Genomic DNA, 15,916 nt, shown 5'->3' on the forward strand with positions numbered 1-15,916 from the left:
ATGAACGTCATCCCGAACACCATTGACTGCGAGGTCATCTCCATCAGCGTGGGCGAGCCCAGTCCGATCACCGGGCAGCGCGTGAGAACCGAGACCCGGCGCGTCGTCGTCGGCTGGAGGGTCGACGATGGCATCGCCGCGCCGATCACGTTGGTCCGACTGGAGCCCGACCGCTTCCATCTCCTTCGCGTCGGCAAGGACTACATCTCCCTGACCGGCGAGCCCTACAAGGACTATCGCTCGGCGCTGGACGAGGTATCGAAGCTGCACCCCGACGAGGCACCGCCGTCGCGCAAGGTGAAACCCGGGTTTCAGTTGGGCAACGTGCCCGGGGCTGATCCGGGCTTGATCGGTGGAGGTCTCTCAGGAGGCGTCGATCACTTCGGCATCGGCCAAGGACCGGCCTCGCCGCAGCCGTGGAAGTAGAGCGATGACTGATCAGGAAATCCTCCGCGAGAGCGTCGACCTCGACAAGCTGCGCGCCGAGTGCGCGAAGCTGAAGCAGGAACGTCTCAAGCTGCGGCTCGATGCGCGCAAGGCGCGGCGCGAAGTGTTCTGGCATCCGGTCGGCGTGGCCGCTGGCCTCATGGGTGCGGGCGCTGCGCTGTTCGGTGGCTTTGCTGCGCTGGTCCTCGCTGTGCTGAAGGCATTCGGCCATGGCTAACAGCCACTGTCAAAAAGGACGCCCGCCGTACCTACCGAGGCAACAGCGGGCGCAAGTTTGCAGTCATCAACAAAACCGGCGCTGCCAGCGCCGTCATCACCCAAGGAGTTTGAGAGATGAGAGACAAGTCTAAATCGCGTCGGTCGCAAATGGAAATCATGCGGCGCGATGCCATGTACGCCGCAGCAAGGGCGCGGGTCGCCGACTGGCTCGCAGCGTGTTACCCCCGCAGTGTCCGACTCGCGGACGGCAGGGTCATCCGGTTCATGAAATGCCCGACCGGAGCCCCGCATCAGTGCGACATCGTGACGCACCCCCATGGCAGCGTTCACCTGAGTTGCCGGCATGGGTGCCTCCACGTTGGTGGCGCTCTTTCAATGCACATCAGCAACCTCATGGAGGCAACACTGTGAATTCCCATGACCCTGAATATCGCGCCCGCGAGAAGGAGATATGCAAGCCCCTGTTCGACAGGTTCCCTCGCTATGCCATCTACATGGGGAACCTGTCGTCGCTGGAGTTCGCTGTCGAGTTCCTGCGTGAGCATTCGACCCCATCGCCCGACTGGTCGAAGACCTCGCTGTACGACGCGTGGTACGCCCTGATGCGATGGTCCGAGGACCCGGAGAACTACATTCCCCGCCCACTCGGGACACCCCCACAGTACCCGTCGCATCACGAGGTCAACGCCGCCGCAGCCTACCTAGGCTATGAACTTCGCAAGGGTAAGAAAGGGAAAGGGCTGGAGGCCAAGATGTCGTTCAACTTCAAGTTGAACAGCGATTGGTCGGGTCCGTGGCCCGCCCCGATCCATCGCCCAGACGGGCACCCCCTCACGGAAGCGATCAGGGCCGACAAACCCCATCGCCTGAGGGACCACAACAAGGAGGCAACGTCGTGAGTCGCGGCATGACCCTTGAGCAGCATCGTCGCCTCGGGCATATCGTGCGCTTGCTGTCCGACCTTGGGCATGTGCTGTCGTTGCCCATCCCTCACAACGACCTCGTTCTCGTGGTAGCGACAAGGCTGGAGGTTCGGATGTTCGGCGAGCATGGCACCTACTACCGCACAGGCAACAGCGTGATGGAGCCCGGCGGAGGAGAGAACTACATCGGCGGCGACGGGGGTCCCGAGTTCGACGCCATCTGCAAGCGTGCAACGTCATGGCAGAAGGCTCCGCGTTGTCGCTGGCAGTGGCGGCTTGCCGATGAGGACCGCGCCGCGCTGGTCGCGATGTGCAGCGAGGCAACGGCGATGCTGCGCGGTGCTGGCTACGACCCGAAGTGGACACAGAGGGCGCTGCGCATCTTTCACGACATCAAGGAGGCAACACCATGACATCCATAGAACGCGACTCCAAGCTCATCAACGGGTTGCAGTGTGGGCTCGATGCCTTCCTGTGCAACTACAAGACCGGCAAGGCAACGCTGTACCTGCCCGAGGGCGAGTGCTGCGACATGCGCGGAACCATCGCCTTCGTCATGCACCATTTCCCGAGTGCGAAGCTGATCGAGACGGTATCCGGCGACAAGCTCGATACCGTCTACAGGCATCGCGAGACTGGCGAGTGGGCAGCACGACGGCCCAAGTCATGAGAAGGGCTGGCGTCGAGTGCGACGTCGGCCCAGAATGGACTCATGCGACGAGACGATCGCAGGCCATAGAGAACCATCAATCGAAGAAGCGCGACCCTCAAAAAGAAAGCCCCCGGGGCTTTCGCACCGAGGGCCTTCAGCGTGCCTATGGACGTCACGCCCTGACCAAGAAGTACCCCCATCATGGGGCGGTTTGGGGCGAGTGTCCATAGGGGCGCGGGTTACCTATGGAGAGATGATGACCACGACGACACCCGCACCCGGGGGCGACAAGCCCCGGAAGCCTCGCGCATCAAAAAGCGTGAAGCCCGGGAAGGCACTCAACGGACACGGCGGCGAGAGTCCGCGACCCAACCCGATGATGAGCGGCAGCTACGACAGCAAGGGACGCCTCGTCGATCCCGCGACGGGCGAGGTCATCGACATCAAGGACGCATTGGCCGCGCGCAAGGTCCGCGAGGCGCCTGTCGGGGCAGCGGCCAACGATGGGGCGCCTTCGCAGGCCACACCCAAGGACCCCGAGCCCGAGCCCGAGCCCAACCCGGTCGACGCCGCACTGGCAGGGCTCGCCGCACACATCGCGAAGCTCAAGGCGCAGGAGGCCAAGGGAGCGACCCCACATGCCGCCCATGTCCTGCCAGACGCCGGGGCGGTACGAAAGGAACTCATCGAGCGATATGACCTGATCGTCGTCTTGGTGGGGCGCAAGACCAAGACAGCCGACAAGATCGCGATCCCTCAAGCGGTCATGGCGAACTACATGACGCTCCTGCGAAGACACCCGCACTTCAAGGCTCCTGACGGGACACCGCTCCTGCGTCGGAACATCGACAACAACAGGCCGATGTATGGCGACGAACAGCTTGTCGAGAACGTCTCCGACATGGCGATCATCGAGTACTTCCAGAGGGACCTCTGCTTCAGCGGCGGGGCGCAGACCGCGCAGCCGGCGAGCATCAGGGACGCCATCAAGAGTGTCCTGGCAAGCAACGAATACTCGCCGTTCAACGACCACGTACACAGGCAGGCCGCGAGGCTGCGCGCTGCGGGACCCGAGGCCATCGCGCAAGCCAACGCGAAGTTGAACCGCTGGGCCGTCGAGTGCATGGGCGCACCCAACAACGAGTGGAGCGAGCGTTGGGGCCGCAAGTACATCATCATGGGCGTGATGCGTGCGATGCGCCCCGGGTGTCACATGCGCGTGGGCTTCGCGCTGGTGGGCCAGCCGAACATCGGCAAGACGCCGATGCCCAAGGTCTGGTGGGGCGACGACAACGTGAAGATCGTGACCGAGGGCAACGTCGGCGGGAAGGAACTGGCGATCCTCACGGCGAGCGTGCTGTGCGTGGTGTTCGACGAGGGCAACGGCATCAAGCGGCTCGGCGCGGAGGGTTTCAAGGGCTTCGTTTCCCAGCAGGAGGACGACTTCCGCATGCCCTACGCGGCCCGGGAGACACGGCACAAGCGACGCTCGCATGTGTACGTCCCCGTCAACGATCCAAAGTTCCTCCACCATGACCACACGGGCAACACCAAGATGGCGGTCCTCAACCTGCGTGAGCATCGCGCGCGGGGCCATGTGTTCGAGTTCAAGCTGATGGAGGCGTGGCGCGATGACGTGCTGGGCGCGGCGCTCATCGCCATCGAGGGCGGCGAGGATCAGGCGACGTTCGAGGGCGTCGAGGAGAGCGCGAAGGAACACGAGATGAGCGATGCCGTCGCGGACGTACTGGCGTCGGCCATCGGCTCGCGGCGCATGGCGTCATCGCTCAAGGTTGGTGTCTACAAGGGCACCCCCATTGCCGGGCTGATGCTCACCGACCTCATGGGCGTGATGCAGGACATCGGCGGCTGGTCGATGGGGCTGGGCGGCGGCGGCGCGCCCGCCGTACGGTTGAGCGAAATCCTGCGCGAGAGTGGATGGACCCACGCAGGGCAGAGCGCGGAGCCGCTGGGCATCAAGCGCCTGTGGTGGATGCCGCTCGCGGAGTTCGACGGGAAGTACACGATGGAGCGGGTGCCCAAGGGGGATGCGGACTTGTTGCCAGAGCGCCCCGAGGGGTCGGGGAATTGGAGGGTCGGGGGCTAAGGAAGAAAGGCGCGGAGCGGGGCGCGTCGACCCCCCGCATGTCCCCCAGACCCCCCGCACCCCTGCGGGGGGGAGTGTCCCGCATGCGACGTCGACCCCCCGCAGGGGTGCGGGGGGTTTTGGACATGCGGGGGGTACATGCGGGGGGTCGCTTTTCAGAGGAGAAATTGCCAAACCCCACGCACCCCCCGCATCTTTCTATAAAGATATTAGAGAATTAAAAAAAAGGGAGTATGTGCTTAAAAAGTGTGCAATTCGTTTCGTGGAGAGAATTGTTGGGAAAGATGCGGGGGGAGAGGAGGGTCCCTGCGGGGCCGCTCGTCGGGGCTAAAATCCGTGCTAAAACTTTTAGGGTGAAATCGTGCCAAAAGCGGACCCCGTTGAGTGGAAATTGGCCCGGTCGGACTGGGAATTGACCCCGGAAATGACCATGACCGAGGTCGCTGCCCGGCTGGGCGTCTCTATTCCAGTGGTGTCCACCCGGGCACGCAAGGAGTTATGGACCAAGGTCGTTACCCCAATAGGCACCATTTCGACTTTCACGCCCGAACAGCTTGCGCAGATCGCATTGGGGCGTCTCGTGAAGATCGCGCTGGAGAGCAAGGATGACAACGCCGCGTCCCGCGCCTCCATCGCGATCCTCGACCGCACGTTGGGCTCGCCCGCACAGGCAAAGGAGCCACTGACCACGCCTCCCGAGGACATCACGCCCGAGCAGTGGCCCGAATGGCTGACGGCAAGACGTCTGGCCTATCAGGAGGGCGGGCGTATCGCCCCGGACATCACGCAGGAGAGCGAATCGAGCCCCGAGCCCCCTCTACCCCCTGCCGAGCCCCCGATCGCGCCCCCTGCGCGTCCCCGCGAGCCCCTGAGGGTCGTTCCTCCCCCTGCCCCGAGGTTCTGGGACTCGATCCACACCCCCGCGCAGGACTAACCAGCGTCCGACTCTGCATACGGGATTCGGACAATCCAATGGAGAGAGGCTATTCAGCCCCTCCGTTCCACACCGCGTTCCACCAGACACTCCACCCTTCCCTCTCCAGACAACGATTTGACAGTGGCTGTCACAGCCCATCAGTTCTACTGGTCGGGCATCCATCCGGACAGGCGGAGGACTCTCGGAATCGGCAGGCAGGTCGACGACCGGCGCGCCTTCCACTACAAGTTGTGCAACTACCTGCCCCCACGCCCAGCCGGGCAGGCAGGCGGGCGGGTCCTCCTTTGGCCGGCCTAAGCATGCTTACGGCAGGCCCCCCATGCCAATCGGCGGCTCAGGCGTCTCGGATATATGTGAAAAGAAAATCGGACCCCACCTGGACAACATTGACATTGTCAAACTTGCAGTTGTGGAACAGCAGAATCATTGTCCCTGCGGACTACAACGGTCGCGAGATGCGGATCATGACTCAATAGTCCACCCAAATATATGCGTGCGGGGAAATTCGGACCCCAGCTAGGCAATTCCGTATTCATTAACTCATTAAGCGGGCACCGATTCAAATGCCCGCCGGGCGGGCTTTTCAAATCACCGCCAAGCGGTGATTTGGCAGTTGAATTCCTGCACCAGAGTAGGAAAATCCCGGCTATGTCAAATCCGCCCTTCAATTCAGCCCGCTTCGACGTCGATCAATTCGACTCCCCTGCGGCGTGGGCGTCGTCGTCGCATCAATTCCCGTCAATTCGTGCCGCCCTGATCTGGCGCACCCTTATTCGGCCAGCCCCCGCCCCCTCTCCCACCCACGGCACGCCCCCTCGGTCGTCGTCGCCCTGCCCGCTCGACCTCCCATGGCCCGATCCCATCTCCTAAGGACCCCCACCATGCCCGCCCCTCGCTCACTCGACCAGATCAGCTATGACGAGGCGTTGATCCTCGCCCTGCGTGCCCACAAGGCGTCGCTGCCGAACCCGGATGCCAGTGCCCGCGCCGTCCTCTCCGCGCCGGGTCTCCTCCAGCGCTACGCCGAGGAGATAACCAGCGGGCGCATGTCCATGGATCAGGCCGTTTCCCAAGCGGTCGAACTCAGGCAGTTCCGGCGTGCCCGCAATCACGACAGAGTTGTCCAAGGGGAGTACAACGGCGACCCCACGCAGCCACTCATCCCACTCCCTTTCGCCGCCCGGGAGACGCATCGCCCGGATCGCTTGCCCGGCACGCCGACGTACGAGGCGATGGTCGCTGCGACAGACCAGATCGAGGCCGACACGATCACGCGGGACCTCATCGCCCAGATGGCCGGCGAGCCAAGCACATGGGAGCGCACGAGTCCCGACGGCAAGGTCACCATCCCCGCCGACCAGTACGTCCGCCCCGCCGAGCCGCCGTCCGCCCCCACGCTGCGCGACACCGTGCAGGCCAGCTACGAAGCCCTCTCCAGCCGCGACGGCATGGGCGGCGAGCGCATGGACTGACACAGTACCCAAGGAGACAACCATCATGGCCCTCTACGACGAAATCGACCTCAGCCCCGACGCCCTCGCACAGCGCAGCGCCGCACTTGCCCGTGGGGCCACATCCGCGCCGCCCGCCTCGATGTACGACGAGACGCTGCTTGCGCAGGACGCCGCAATGCAACGTCGCCGCGCCGTCCTCGTTGCCCAAGCGAAGGCCGCAGCCGAACAACTTGGCATCCCGGTTCCATCGCCGGGCACCGCTCCGGGGTGGAACTCCGCCGTCACCGGGACGCACATCGGCGGGCGTCAGTTGGCAACGCCTACGGCCTCGCTTCTCACGCCAGGAATTGCCTCGGTGGGGAACTCCATCGCCCAGTCCTTCTACGACAAGGACGAGGCCAACCTCCTCGCCCGCGAGCGCGCCGATGCATCGCGCCGTCTTGCGTCCGCTCCGCGAGGCACCCCCGCCGTGCCCGAGACGCTAGGTGCCTATGGGGTCAACATCCCCGGCACCCCGGCGAAGGAGCCCGACCTTCAGGACCGCCTCGAATTCGCCCTCCGTCTCAAGGGTTCGCCCATGCTCGCCGCCAGTGCCGACAAATTCATCGAGGACCAGTTGGTCAACGCCCCGACACGCGATGCACAGAAGGCGTGGGAGCGGTTGAAGTTCGGCGTCGAGCAGGACGACAAGCGCGCAACACGCACCGAGACCGCCCGGCACAACACAGTGATGGAGAACAAGCCCTCCGCCGTCGCTGGCGTCGGCATGATGGAGCGCACGGGCGTGGACGCCAACGGCAATCCGACCTATCGCGTCATCCCCGGCACGACCCCGCCGGACACCTACCAGTTCTCCAGCGACTTCAGCCAGAAGGGCAGTCGTCGTTCGGGCACCGTGGAGACAACGGGCGTCACGCCCAAGCCTCCCCCGACCGGCACGTTCCACGAGACGGCAACTCCCGACCCGGACAAGTCGGGGAACGTCATCTGGCAGAACCCGGCGACGGGAGAGCAACGCTCTGCGCTGCCGTCGAAGCCTCCGCCCGTGCTCAAGCCGCTGCCCTCCGCACAGGCAACCGCGTGGAACAGCAACGTCGACGCGTTGGGCAAACTCAACAAGACCCTCGCTCTGCTGGAGACGCCGGCAGGCCAGAACGCGACCGGCTGGAAGGGCTTCGTTGGTACCTTGGGGGGCAGGCTGGGAAACAAGTTGCTCAACGAGTATTTCAACCCGGACGGTACCCCTACGCGGTCGCTGATTCAGGACATCAGTTCCGTCATCCTGCACGACCGCTCGGGGGCTGCCGTGACGTTGTCCGAGGAGCAGCGCCAGCGGTTCATCCCCACCATTGACGATGGTCCCGAAAAGGTCAAGGAGAAGTTGACATTGCTCAAGGAGGCAGCCGAGTTCCACCAGCGCACGATTCAGGACTTCGCCGACGATCAGGGCTACAGGGTGCCCATCGTGCGCGACCGCACGATGGGCGCGACCCCACCACCCGCGAAGCCCGCTGCCCCGAAGGGCAACGCGCTGCCCACCACGAAGGAGGGGCATGACGCCGCCGTGAATGCCGCGCAAGTGCGGGTGCTGAAGGACAACAGCGCCGCCAACCGGCTGTCGCTGTCTGCCGCGCTGGCCGACCGGCAGAACTTCATCGCCAACGGCGGCGTCAACAAGGGGTCTCCCGGCACCAACCCGGGCGACACCGTGAAGTGGGGAGACCTGAAATGAACGTCGAACTGCCTGACGGCACCGTCATCGAGGACGTACCTGACGGGACAACCAAGGACCAGTTGCGCTCCAAGCTGCAAGCCAACGGGTACGACATGGGCAAGCTGGACGCCACACAAGCCCCCGCAGCGCCCACGCAGGCACCGTCCCCGGCAGCCCCGCCCGAGCCCAGCTTGCGCGAGACCATCACCAAGGCCGCGCAGGGTGTGTTCGCGCCGCTCACCTATGCACAGGACACCGCTGCCGGTCTCGTGAAGGACTTGGGCGTCGGCGCTGCCAAGGGTGTTGCCGAACTGGGCACGCTGGGTGACCGGCTGGCCTACCGTGCAGGGCTCTACAAGTACCACAAGCCCGAGACCACGCCGACCATCGACCGCATGTACGAGGAGGCCGGCCCCGCCGCTGCCGTGACCCGCGCCGTGCTGCCCGCCGTCGTCGCGGGACCGGTCTCCAGATTCGGTGCCGTTGCGGACATCGCTGCCAATGCGGGGCTTGGTGCCATCGAGGGCTACGCCAACGGGGAGGACCCGCTGGCGTCCGGTCTCAAGGCGGGCGCTGGTGCCTCTGCGGGCCGCGCCCTTCCGCTCGCCCTTCGTGCCGCATCGGTCCCCGTGCGCGGCGCGGTCAACCGCCTCACATCGGGCATCCGCCCCGAGGCGCAGGCCCTCCTCGATGCCGGCATCACGCCGACGCCGGGGCAGGCCATGGGTCCGGGCATCGTTGCCGCTCTGGAGGGTGCCAGCAAGCACTTGCCCGGCTATGGCGGGGCTGTGCAGAAGGCCCAGTTGAGGACCGGAGAGCAGTACGCCGCCCGCGAGGTCGCCGATGCCATGTCGGCGCTGCCCAATGCCCCGCAGATCACCGAGCAGGGGCTCGCGGCGGTGCGCCGTGCCAACGACATGCTGAAGCAGTCCTATGAGCAGGTCGTGCCGTTGACCCACTGGACGCCTCAGTCGCTGGACGCCGCCGTGCAGGTCAGCCGGGGTGCCGTCGACCACAACCCGCTCATGAACGACGCCCAGCGCGCCGGGTTCAACGGCTGGGTCAACCAGAACGTCCAGCCGCTCCTCGATGCCGCTGCCCAGCAGGGCACCGCCGCGATACCCGGTCGCTTGGCGCGTGACTTGGACATCCAGATCGGCGCGCTGGTGCGCAAGTTCAACGGAGCGAACCCCGAGACGCACGCCCTCGCTGATGCGTTTTCCGAACTCCAGAAGAACCTGCGGGGCGCGCTCGATGCCGCCAACCCGCAGGTCAAGGCGCAACTGGAGGCGACGAATGCGGCGTTCGCGAACATGATCCCGGTGGCAACCGCATTCGACCGGGCAGGCGGCAAGATTCCGACGCCGGACCAGTTCCGCCGCGCTGCGGCCAAGGGCGGCGCGCTGGACATCAGCGGAGGCAAACTCAACGACGCCGCGATGGAGGTCATCGACCCGCGCCGCTCCGGGGGCCTGACGCGCAGCGTTGCCAGCGTTGCCAGCTTGGGCCACCCGCTTGCCGTGGCGGGCGTCGGGGCGCTTGCTGGCATCGGCCATGCCCTCTACTCGGAGCGTGGCGTGAAGCTGATGCTGGGCGCGATGAACCTGATGCCCAACGTGCGGCAGTGGGTCGATGGCTTGCCACTGGATCGTCAAATCCAGTACCTCCAGGAGATGGTCAAGCATCCGCACTACGCACAGATGGCTGCGCAGGTAGGTCGTCAACTCGCCAGTCAACAAGCACAAGGAGCAACACCATGACCGATCAGTCCTCCCCCTCGCTGGGCGACTTCCAAGCCGTCCTCACCGCCGCTGCGGGCATCGTCGGGCCGTTCAAGGAGGGCGAGGTCCTGCCCGGCATGAACGTGCCTCTCACGAGGGCGCAGGCCGACGCGCTCAACGCGAGGTCATGATGCCTTGGGAAGGGTCCACTTTCATTCCGCCGCCTACCGGGGCACCGGGTGCCGTGCCCAGCGTCGTCGGCATTGCCAGCGACGACGCCGCCGTGGGCTACAACGGTGTTGCACGGTCGGACATCGCAGCCGAGCCCGTCCCGCCCCCGGGATTGGGTGCGTGGGTTCCGCAGAATCGCGGCGACATCCCGGGCTCCGCTGTCCTCTGGTGGCCTGTCGTCGGCGGGCAGGCGCTGGAGAGTGTCGAGTGGCAGACCTTGTTGACGGCAGCGCAGACCAGCGGCGAGACGGTATTTGTCGCGGGACAGGCCCTGCCCACTATGTCGGAGCCTCTGTCGCCTGAGCAGGCAACATGGTTGAACGAACACATGGGAGCAACGCCATGAACGACAACGCAAGCGGGTTCCGTTTCCGTAGTTCTGAGCGCACGGCAATGCTGGCCGACGCCGCCGAGCGCCTTATTGCCGAACACAAGAAACGGGAACAGGCACGATCGACCCGTCGCCTCAACCAGATCGTTCCCCCAGAGCCGCAGCGCCGGCCCTCGCCCGCCGATGCAGAGGTCGCGTCGGTCGCCGCCGAATTGACCCGCAGGCTTTCACGCCCGGGAGACCTGTCATGAGAGTCACCCCCAGCCCCTCGCCCCTGCCCAAGGGTCTGCCGAACACGCCGGTCGAGCGACTTCAGGCTTTTGCTCTGGCGATCGTGGTCCAAGCCCTTTGGGATGGCACCGTGGCCGACGATGCCGACGCCGCTGCCACCGATCGGCTCGTGGTGGGTGAGGACCAGCCATGGTTCGACGCGTTGTTGCGCATCATCGGCATCGGGGACCCCGAGACCCGACTGCTGGTCAAGCTGATGTACTGCCACGGCTGCGTCGACTTGGACCGGCTGCGCGCGAAGACGCTGCATGCGGGCAGGTTCTCCGACGACGACCCCCGCACCGCCGCCGCGGATTCAGTCTGGCAGGCATGGCCCAAGGCCGCGCCGCTGTCCCGGTCCCCGGTCTAGGCCAATCCCATGGCGACGTTCCCACCCTACACCGATCCCTGCACCGTCGTTGCCGATGAACTGGCGGCGCTGCCAAGCTGGTCTCAGGCAAGGGACCGGCTGGAGCGCTGGCTGTTCTCCAACGGCTGTCCAGAGGCGACCCCGCCCAATGCCTTCAACTGGGGCAAGACCATCGTGCCCCCGCTCAACGCGGCGCTGCCGGGGAATCCCGGGGACCGACAGCTACCGCAGCCGGGGAACTGACCGGCCCGGGAGGGCTGGTTCCAGCCTCGCCGCCTGTGCCAGAACCGGCGATCGGGGCCGGGGTGGCACCCACGTAGCCAAAACTCCGAAAACGGCTCCTACGCAACTTCCCAACCCCGCCCGCCAAAAGCAAAGGGCGGGAGCCTCGCGGCACCCGCCCTCTCGATGGAGTGACAGCCCCTGTCAGGCCAGCAGTTGGCCGCACCACCATTCGAGGACCTTGCCGGCCTCCTCGTGATGCGAGCCCCGGTCGTAGGCACCCTCGACCTCGTTCTCGCCAATCTCGTGGTCCAGCAGCGTCTCGACCCATGCGCGGTGGAACAGGGGGCGACCGTCCTCGCCGACCGCCCGCTTGGCGAGCGTCGAGCAGGCCGAGCGCCACGAGTGGGGGACGAACTGACCGCCCATGCCCAGCGTCGAGCGCATCGCCTTGGCGGGCGCGTCGAGCGAGATGGTGTCGTTGCCGCTGCGACCCGGGAACAGGAAGTCGCCCTTCCTCGGCAGCTTGGCGAGCCATGCGACCGTGTGCGTGGACAGGTGGAGGATGTGATCGCCGCGCGATGCGTCCTTGGTCTTCATCCGCGAGCGCGGCACGGTCCACGTACCCGCATCGAGGTCGAACTCGTCCCAGCGTGCACCGATGGCTTCGCCCGAGCGCGTCATCGTCATGGCCTGCAACATCAGCGAGTGGCGCACGCTGGCCTCAAGGTCCGAGTTCTGGATCGTCGCGTACAGCTTGCGCAGTTCGTCCCATTTGGTGAACGTGGGGAAGTTCTGCTTCGGTGCCCGCTTGGTCGTCGCGCGCAGCATCGCGCCTGCCTGTTGCACCGGGCTCACCGTGATGAGGCGGTGCGTCTGGGCATAGGCGAACGTGAGGCTCAACAAGCCGCGCACCTTGTCGCTTTGTGCAGGCGCATCGCGGCGCACGGGCTCCAGCAACTCGGCGATGTCGGCTGCGTCGATGCGGGCAACGGGCTTGCCCCAGAGGTCGGACGGTTCGAGGTACTTGGTCACGCGGTCAACGCTGGTCTTGCGCGTGCGCTCTGCCCACTTGCCCCCACGGTCAACGGCAGAGAGGAAGTGCGCCCAGACGTCGCCCAGCGTGGCATCGCTCGCGAGCGCGCCCTTCTTCGCGGGCTTGGGTGCCTCGACGACTTCGGGCACGGCCTTGCGCGCATCGCTGGCCGCACCCTTGATGTCGGCCAGCGTGCCTTTGGTCAGGGTGTCTACCCGGGCAAGCGTGATGTCCTTGGCCTTGCCGTCCACCTTCTTGCGCAGCGTGAACGACCACGAGCCGTCGCTGTTGCGCCGCGCATAGCGCGATTCGCCGAGCGCCAGCTTCTCGCCTGCTGCCAATGCCTTGATTGCCTCGATAGTCACCGTCATTCCACACCTCTCGGATTTCTGAAACCGGCTGCGGCATGGATCAGACATCCGTTCCACACTTCACACGCCGAGTGCAGATTATGACAGAGAAACGGCAGATTCGGACAATCCACACCGGGAGGCCCGTTCTCCGAGTGACAGGCCGTGACAGGTCACTGTCAGTTTGAGTACAGATTGGTGTGGAATGGGGTGGACCGGCGGAGAGTGTGAGATTCGAACTCACGGACGGTCGCCCGTCGGCAGTTTTCAAGACTGCTGGTTTAAACCACTCACCCAACTCTCCAGGGCTGCCGTTCGCGTTGCGCGGTGGCAGGGTCGGGATTTTAGTCGTTCGCGGCCGGTGCCCAGCCGCGCAGCACCAGGTCGACGATATCCTCCGCCCAGACCCGACGCTCGTCGGGCCCGGCCAACGGTTTCGAGATGAAGAACCGCACGCCGCCGAAGGCCAAGGTCGACAGTTGCACGGCGGCCAGTTCGGGCGACGGCACGCGCAGCTTGCCGGCGCGGTGGGCCTCGGCCAGGTAGTCGACCACCGGCGCCAGCACGTAGCTGTTCTCGGCGTAGAGCGACTTCGCCAGCTCCGGAAAGCGCACCGCCTCGGCGATCACCAGCCGCATCAGCGCCAGCGTCTTGGGCTCGCTCGCGCTCAGGTACATGCGCTCGACCAGGTCGATCAGCGTCTGGCGCTCGTCGCTGCCGCGGTGCACCAGCGTGTTCTGCATGGTCTCGCGGGCATTGCTCACGGCGCGGTGCGCCACTTCGCGGAACAAGGCTTCCTTGTTGTCGAACTGGCGGTAGATGGTGATCTTCGCCACGCCCGCTTCGCGTGCGATGGCCTCGATGCTGGTGGCCGAATAGCCCTTCTCGAGGAAGGACTCGAGCGCCGCCGCCAGGAACGACTCGCGCAGCGCAGCCGCCTGCTCGGGACTCGGGCGGCCCCGCGAGCGGCGCTTGGTCGCTGCCTCGGTGTGTTCGATGCTGTCTTCGTTGTGTTCCATGGCGCTTGTCGTCGTTCCCCTCAGTCCGGCAGGAAGATGGACTGCAGGTCGCTCAAAAAGTCGAAGCCGCGCGTCGTCGGCCAGACACGGGCCAGATCCCGTTCGATCAATCCCTTGCGCTCGGCCTCCTCCAGCCCGCGCTGGATGCTGGTGATGGCCAGGCCGGTGCGCTCGCCGAATTCCGCAAGCCTAAACCCATCCTTGAGTCTCAGGGCATTGAGCATGTATTCAAAAGGCAACGCAGCGATCCCGACCTCCTCGCTCTGCGCCACCGCCCGGCCGGCGATCGCGTTGTCCATGTACAGGCGTGGCTCCCGGAACCGCACCTGCCGCACCACCCGGTGCGCAAAGCTCAATTTGCTGTGGGCGCCGGCGCCGATTCCGAGGTAATCGCCGAACTGCCAGTAATTCAAATTGTGTCCACAGACATGGCCCGTGCGGGCGTAGGCCGAAATCTCGTATCGCTGGAGGCCGTTGGCGGCGGTGCGTTCCGTGATGCGATCGAGCATCTCGTATGCCGCATCGTCCTCGGGAATCGTGGGCGGGAACTTGGCGAAGTAGGTGTTGGGCTCGATGGTCAGGTGATACACCGACAGGTGCGGCGGCGCCAGCGCCAGTGCCTGGCTCAGGTCGGCGTCGAGGCCTTCGAGGGTCTGGCCCGGCAGCGCGTACATCAGGTCGAGGTTGAAGGTGTCGAAAGCCGCGGCCGCCTCTTCGACCGCCGCGATGGCCTGGGCCCGGTCGTGCACTCGGCCGAGCGCCTTCAGGTGCTCGTCATTGAAGCTCTGCACGCCGACCGACAGCCGCGTGACACCGGCCGCGCGGTAGGCGCGGAAGCGGTCGCGCTCGAAGGTGCCGGGGTTGGCCTCGAGCGAGATCTCGCAGTCGGGCGCCAGCTTGAGGCGCGCGCGCAGGTCGCCGATCAGGCGGTCGATGGCGGCCGGCGAGAACAGGCTGGGCGTGCCGCCGCCGATGAAGATGGTGTGCACGGTGCGCCCCCACACCAGCGGCAGCGCGGCGTCGAGGTCGGCCACCAGGGCATCGATGTAGCGCTGCTCGGGCAGCGCGTCGCTGCTGCTGCCGCCGCCGCGCCATTCGTGCGAATTGAAGTCGCAGTAGGGGCACTTGCGCAGGCACCAGGGCAGATGCACGTAGAGCGACAGCGGCGGCAGCGCCGCCAGCTGCAGCGGGCCGGGCCGCATCAGATGCAGCACGTCGTTGGCGCCGGCCGCGCCCGCGGCCGCCTCTTCGGCGCCGGCAGCGATCGGGATGACGATGCTCACGACGACAGCCAGCGTTCGCGCATCAGGGCCAGCATCGCCCGGGCGGCCTGGCCCCGATGGCTGTTGGCGTTCTTCACGTCGGTCGGCAGCTGGGCGAAGGTCTTGCCGAACTGCGGCAGGAACATCACGGGGTCGAAGCCGAAGCCGTTGTCGCCGATGCGCTCGCGCGTGATCTCGCCGGGCGCGCGGCCGACCGCGATCAGCGGCTCGGGGTCGTCGGCGCTGCGCAGCGCCACCAGGGTGCTGACCAGTGCGGCGCGGCGGTTGTCGACCGAGGCCATTTGCTCGAGCAGGGCGCGCACGTTGTTGGCGTCGCCCTTCTCGTAGCCGAACTGCGTCGCGTAATAGGCGGTGTCGACGCCCGGCAGGCCGCCGAAGGCGTCGACGCACAGACCGGCATCGTCGGCGATCGCCGGCAGGCCGGTGATGGCCGCGGCATGGCGGGCCTTGGCGAGCGCGTTCTCGACGAAGGTGCGGAAAGGCTCTTCGGCCTCGCCGACGCCGAGTTCGGATTGCCGCACCAGCTCGACGCCGAGCGGCGCGAACAGCGCCTGCAGCTCCGCGAGCTTGCCGGCGTTGTTGGAAGCAAGTACCAGTTTCATGTCACGGGGCGCGGGTGCGCGGGGTCGA

At 65.9% G+C, this 15,916-nt stretch carries 19 protein-coding genes and 1 tRNA gene; 15 read left to right on the top strand and 5 right to left on the bottom strand.

Annotation, left to right across the window (positions count from 1 at the left end; translation table 11 throughout):
- From QTI17_RS17230 to QTI17_RS17300, 15 genes are all read left to right on the top strand, one after another.
- Positions 1-426: a hypothetical protein gene (locus QTI17_RS17230; protein WP_286534654.1), complete on the top strand. Its 426-nt coding sequence runs from the start codon at positions 1-3 to the stop codon at positions 424-426.
- A gap of 4 nt (positions 427-430) precedes the next feature.
- Positions 431-664 (top strand): hypothetical protein, encoded by a 234-nt coding sequence (locus QTI17_RS17235; protein WP_286534655.1) that lies wholly within the window; start codon positions 431-433, stop codon positions 662-664.
- 409 nt (positions 665-1,073) lie between these two features.
- Positions 1,074-1,565, top strand: a complete 492-nt coding sequence (locus tag QTI17_RS17240) for a hypothetical protein (protein WP_286534656.1) — start codon at positions 1,074-1,076, stop codon at positions 1,563-1,565.
- Positions 1,562-2,002, top strand: coding sequence for a hypothetical protein (locus QTI17_RS17245; RefSeq protein ID WP_286534657.1), 441 nt, complete (start codon positions 1,562-1,564; stop codon positions 2,000-2,002). Before QTI17_RS17240 ends, QTI17_RS17245 begins: the two co-directional genes overlap by 4 nt.
- Positions 1,999-2,259 (top strand): hypothetical protein, encoded by a 261-nt coding sequence (locus tag QTI17_RS17250; RefSeq protein ID WP_286534658.1) that lies wholly within the window; start codon positions 1,999-2,001, stop codon positions 2,257-2,259. Before QTI17_RS17245 ends, QTI17_RS17250 begins: the two co-directional genes overlap by 4 nt.
- A 361-nt stretch (positions 2,260-2,620) precedes the next feature.
- A complete protein-coding gene (locus QTI17_RS17255; protein WP_286534659.1) occupies positions 2,621-4,348 on the top strand; it encodes a VapE domain-containing protein in 1,728 nt (575 codons plus the stop codon).
- A 430-nt stretch (positions 4,349-4,778) separates the two neighbouring features.
- Positions 4,779-5,282 carry a hypothetical protein gene (locus QTI17_RS17260; protein WP_286534660.1) on the top strand — a complete coding sequence of 168 codons (504 nt, stop codon included), beginning with the start codon at positions 4,779-4,781 and terminating at the stop codon, positions 5,280-5,282.
- Between the two features lie 884 nt (positions 5,283-6,166).
- Positions 6,167-6,757, top strand: a complete 591-nt coding sequence (locus QTI17_RS17265; RefSeq protein ID WP_286534661.1) for a hypothetical protein — start codon at positions 6,167-6,169, stop codon at positions 6,755-6,757.
- Between the two features lie 25 nt (positions 6,758-6,782).
- Positions 6,783-8,471 carry a hypothetical protein gene (locus tag QTI17_RS17270; RefSeq protein ID WP_286534662.1) on the top strand — a complete coding sequence of 563 codons (1,689 nt, stop codon included), beginning with the start codon at positions 6,783-6,785 and terminating at the stop codon, positions 8,469-8,471.
- Positions 8,468-10,213 (top strand): hypothetical protein, encoded by a 1,746-nt coding sequence (locus tag QTI17_RS17275; protein ID WP_286534663.1) that lies wholly within the window; start codon positions 8,468-8,470, stop codon positions 10,211-10,213. The genes QTI17_RS17270 and QTI17_RS17275 overlap by 4 nt, the downstream gene beginning before the upstream one ends.
- A complete protein-coding gene (locus QTI17_RS17280) occupies positions 10,210-10,365 on the top strand; it encodes a hypothetical protein (protein ID WP_286534664.1) in 156 nt (51 codons plus the stop codon). The genes QTI17_RS17275 and QTI17_RS17280 overlap by 4 nt, the downstream gene beginning before the upstream one ends.
- Positions 10,366-10,418: 53 nt before the next feature.
- Positions 10,419-10,751 carry a hypothetical protein gene (locus QTI17_RS17285; protein ID WP_286534665.1) on the top strand — a complete coding sequence of 111 codons (333 nt, stop codon included), beginning with the start codon at positions 10,419-10,421 and terminating at the stop codon, positions 10,749-10,751.
- Positions 10,748-10,987: a hypothetical protein gene (locus tag QTI17_RS17290; protein ID WP_286534666.1), complete on the top strand. Its 240-nt coding sequence runs from the start codon at positions 10,748-10,750 to the stop codon at positions 10,985-10,987. The genes QTI17_RS17285 and QTI17_RS17290 overlap by 4 nt, the downstream gene beginning before the upstream one ends.
- Positions 10,984-11,376: a hypothetical protein gene (locus QTI17_RS17295; RefSeq protein WP_286534667.1), complete on the top strand. Its 393-nt coding sequence runs from the start codon at positions 10,984-10,986 to the stop codon at positions 11,374-11,376. The genes QTI17_RS17290 and QTI17_RS17295 overlap by 4 nt, the downstream gene beginning before the upstream one ends.
- Positions 11,377-11,385: 9 nt before the next feature.
- Positions 11,386-11,619, top strand: coding sequence for a hypothetical protein (locus tag QTI17_RS17300; RefSeq protein WP_286534668.1), 234 nt, complete (start codon positions 11,386-11,388; stop codon positions 11,617-11,619).
- A gap of 183 nt (positions 11,620-11,802) precedes the next feature.
- On the opposite strand, the gene QTI17_RS17305 is transcribed toward QTI17_RS17300, so the two are convergent.
- The 5 genes from QTI17_RS17305 to rdgB all read right to left on the bottom strand — a co-directional run bounded on the left by QTI17_RS17305 (position 11,803) and on the right by rdgB (position 15,888).
- Entirely contained in the window at positions 11,803-12,999 is a 1,197-nt protein-coding gene (locus tag QTI17_RS17305; protein ID WP_286534669.1) for a tyrosine-type recombinase/integrase, read from the bottom strand.
- A 204-nt stretch (positions 13,000-13,203) separates the two neighbouring features.
- Positions 13,204-13,288 (bottom strand) — tRNA-Ser (locus QTI17_RS17310).
- A 40-nt stretch (positions 13,289-13,328) separates the two neighbouring features.
- A complete protein-coding gene (locus QTI17_RS17315) occupies positions 13,329-14,003 on the bottom strand; it encodes a TetR/AcrR family transcriptional regulator (RefSeq protein ID WP_286534670.1) in 675 nt (224 codons plus the stop codon).
- 20 nt (positions 14,004-14,023) lie between these two features.
- Positions 14,024-15,286 (bottom strand): radical SAM family heme chaperone HemW, encoded by a 1,263-nt coding sequence (gene hemW, locus QTI17_RS17320; protein WP_503011072.1) that lies wholly within the window; start codon positions 15,284-15,286, stop codon positions 14,024-14,026.
- On the bottom strand, positions 15,283-15,888 hold the full coding sequence (gene rdgB, locus QTI17_RS17325) for an RdgB/HAM1 family non-canonical purine NTP pyrophosphatase (protein ID WP_286534671.1): 606 nt from the start codon (positions 15,886-15,888) through the stop codon (positions 15,283-15,285). The genes hemW and rdgB overlap by 4 nt, the downstream gene beginning before the upstream one ends.
- Positions 15,889-15,916: the final 28 nt, after the last annotated feature.

It is taken from the genome of Variovorax sp. J31P179, assembly GCF_030316985.1.
Classification (GTDB): domain Bacteria; phylum Pseudomonadota; class Gammaproteobacteria; order Burkholderiales; family Burkholderiaceae_C; genus Variovorax; species Variovorax ginsengisoli_B.

Bases quoted from the DNA above. Each gene is read 5' to 3' on its own strand.
- QTI17_RS17275 (WP_286534663.1), top strand. From the start codon at position 8,468: ATGAACGTCGAACTGCCTGACGGCACCGTCATCGAGGACGTACCTGAC.
- QTI17_RS17315 (WP_286534670.1), bottom strand. From the start codon at position 14,003: ATGGAACACAACGAAGACAGCATCGAACACACCGAGGCAGCGACCAAG.
- QTI17_RS17295 (WP_286534667.1), top strand. From the start codon at position 10,984: ATGAGAGTCACCCCCAGCCCCTCGCCCCTGCCCAAGGGTCTGCCGAAC.
- QTI17_RS17235 (WP_286534655.1), top strand. From the start codon at position 431: ATGACTGATCAGGAAATCCTCCGCGAGAGCGTCGACCTCGACAAGCTG.
- QTI17_RS17280 (WP_286534664.1), top strand. From the start codon at position 10,210: ATGACCGATCAGTCCTCCCCCTCGCTGGGCGACTTCCAAGCCGTCCTC.
- QTI17_RS17265 (WP_286534661.1), top strand. From the start codon at position 6,167: ATGCCCGCCCCTCGCTCACTCGACCAGATCAGCTATGACGAGGCGTTG.
- QTI17_RS17270 (WP_286534662.1), top strand. From the start codon at position 6,783: ATGGCCCTCTACGACGAAATCGACCTCAGCCCCGACGCCCTCGCACAG.
- QTI17_RS17290 (WP_286534666.1), top strand. From the start codon at position 10,748: ATGAACGACAACGCAAGCGGGTTCCGTTTCCGTAGTTCTGAGCGCACG.
- QTI17_RS17260 (WP_286534660.1), top strand. From the start codon at position 4,779: ATGACCGAGGTCGCTGCCCGGCTGGGCGTCTCTATTCCAGTGGTGTCC.
- QTI17_RS17250 (WP_286534658.1), top strand. From the start codon at position 1,999: ATGACATCCATAGAACGCGACTCCAAGCTCATCAACGGGTTGCAGTGT.
- QTI17_RS17230 (WP_286534654.1), top strand. From the start codon at position 1: ATGAACGTCATCCCGAACACCATTGACTGCGAGGTCATCTCCATCAGC.
- rdgB (WP_286534671.1), bottom strand. From the start codon at position 15,888: ATGAAACTGGTACTTGCTTCCAACAACGCCGGCAAGCTCGCGGAGCTG.
- QTI17_RS17255 (WP_286534659.1), top strand. From the start codon at position 2,621: ATGAGCGGCAGCTACGACAGCAAGGGACGCCTCGTCGATCCCGCGACG.
- QTI17_RS17300 (WP_286534668.1), top strand. From the start codon at position 11,386: ATGGCGACGTTCCCACCCTACACCGATCCCTGCACCGTCGTTGCCGAT.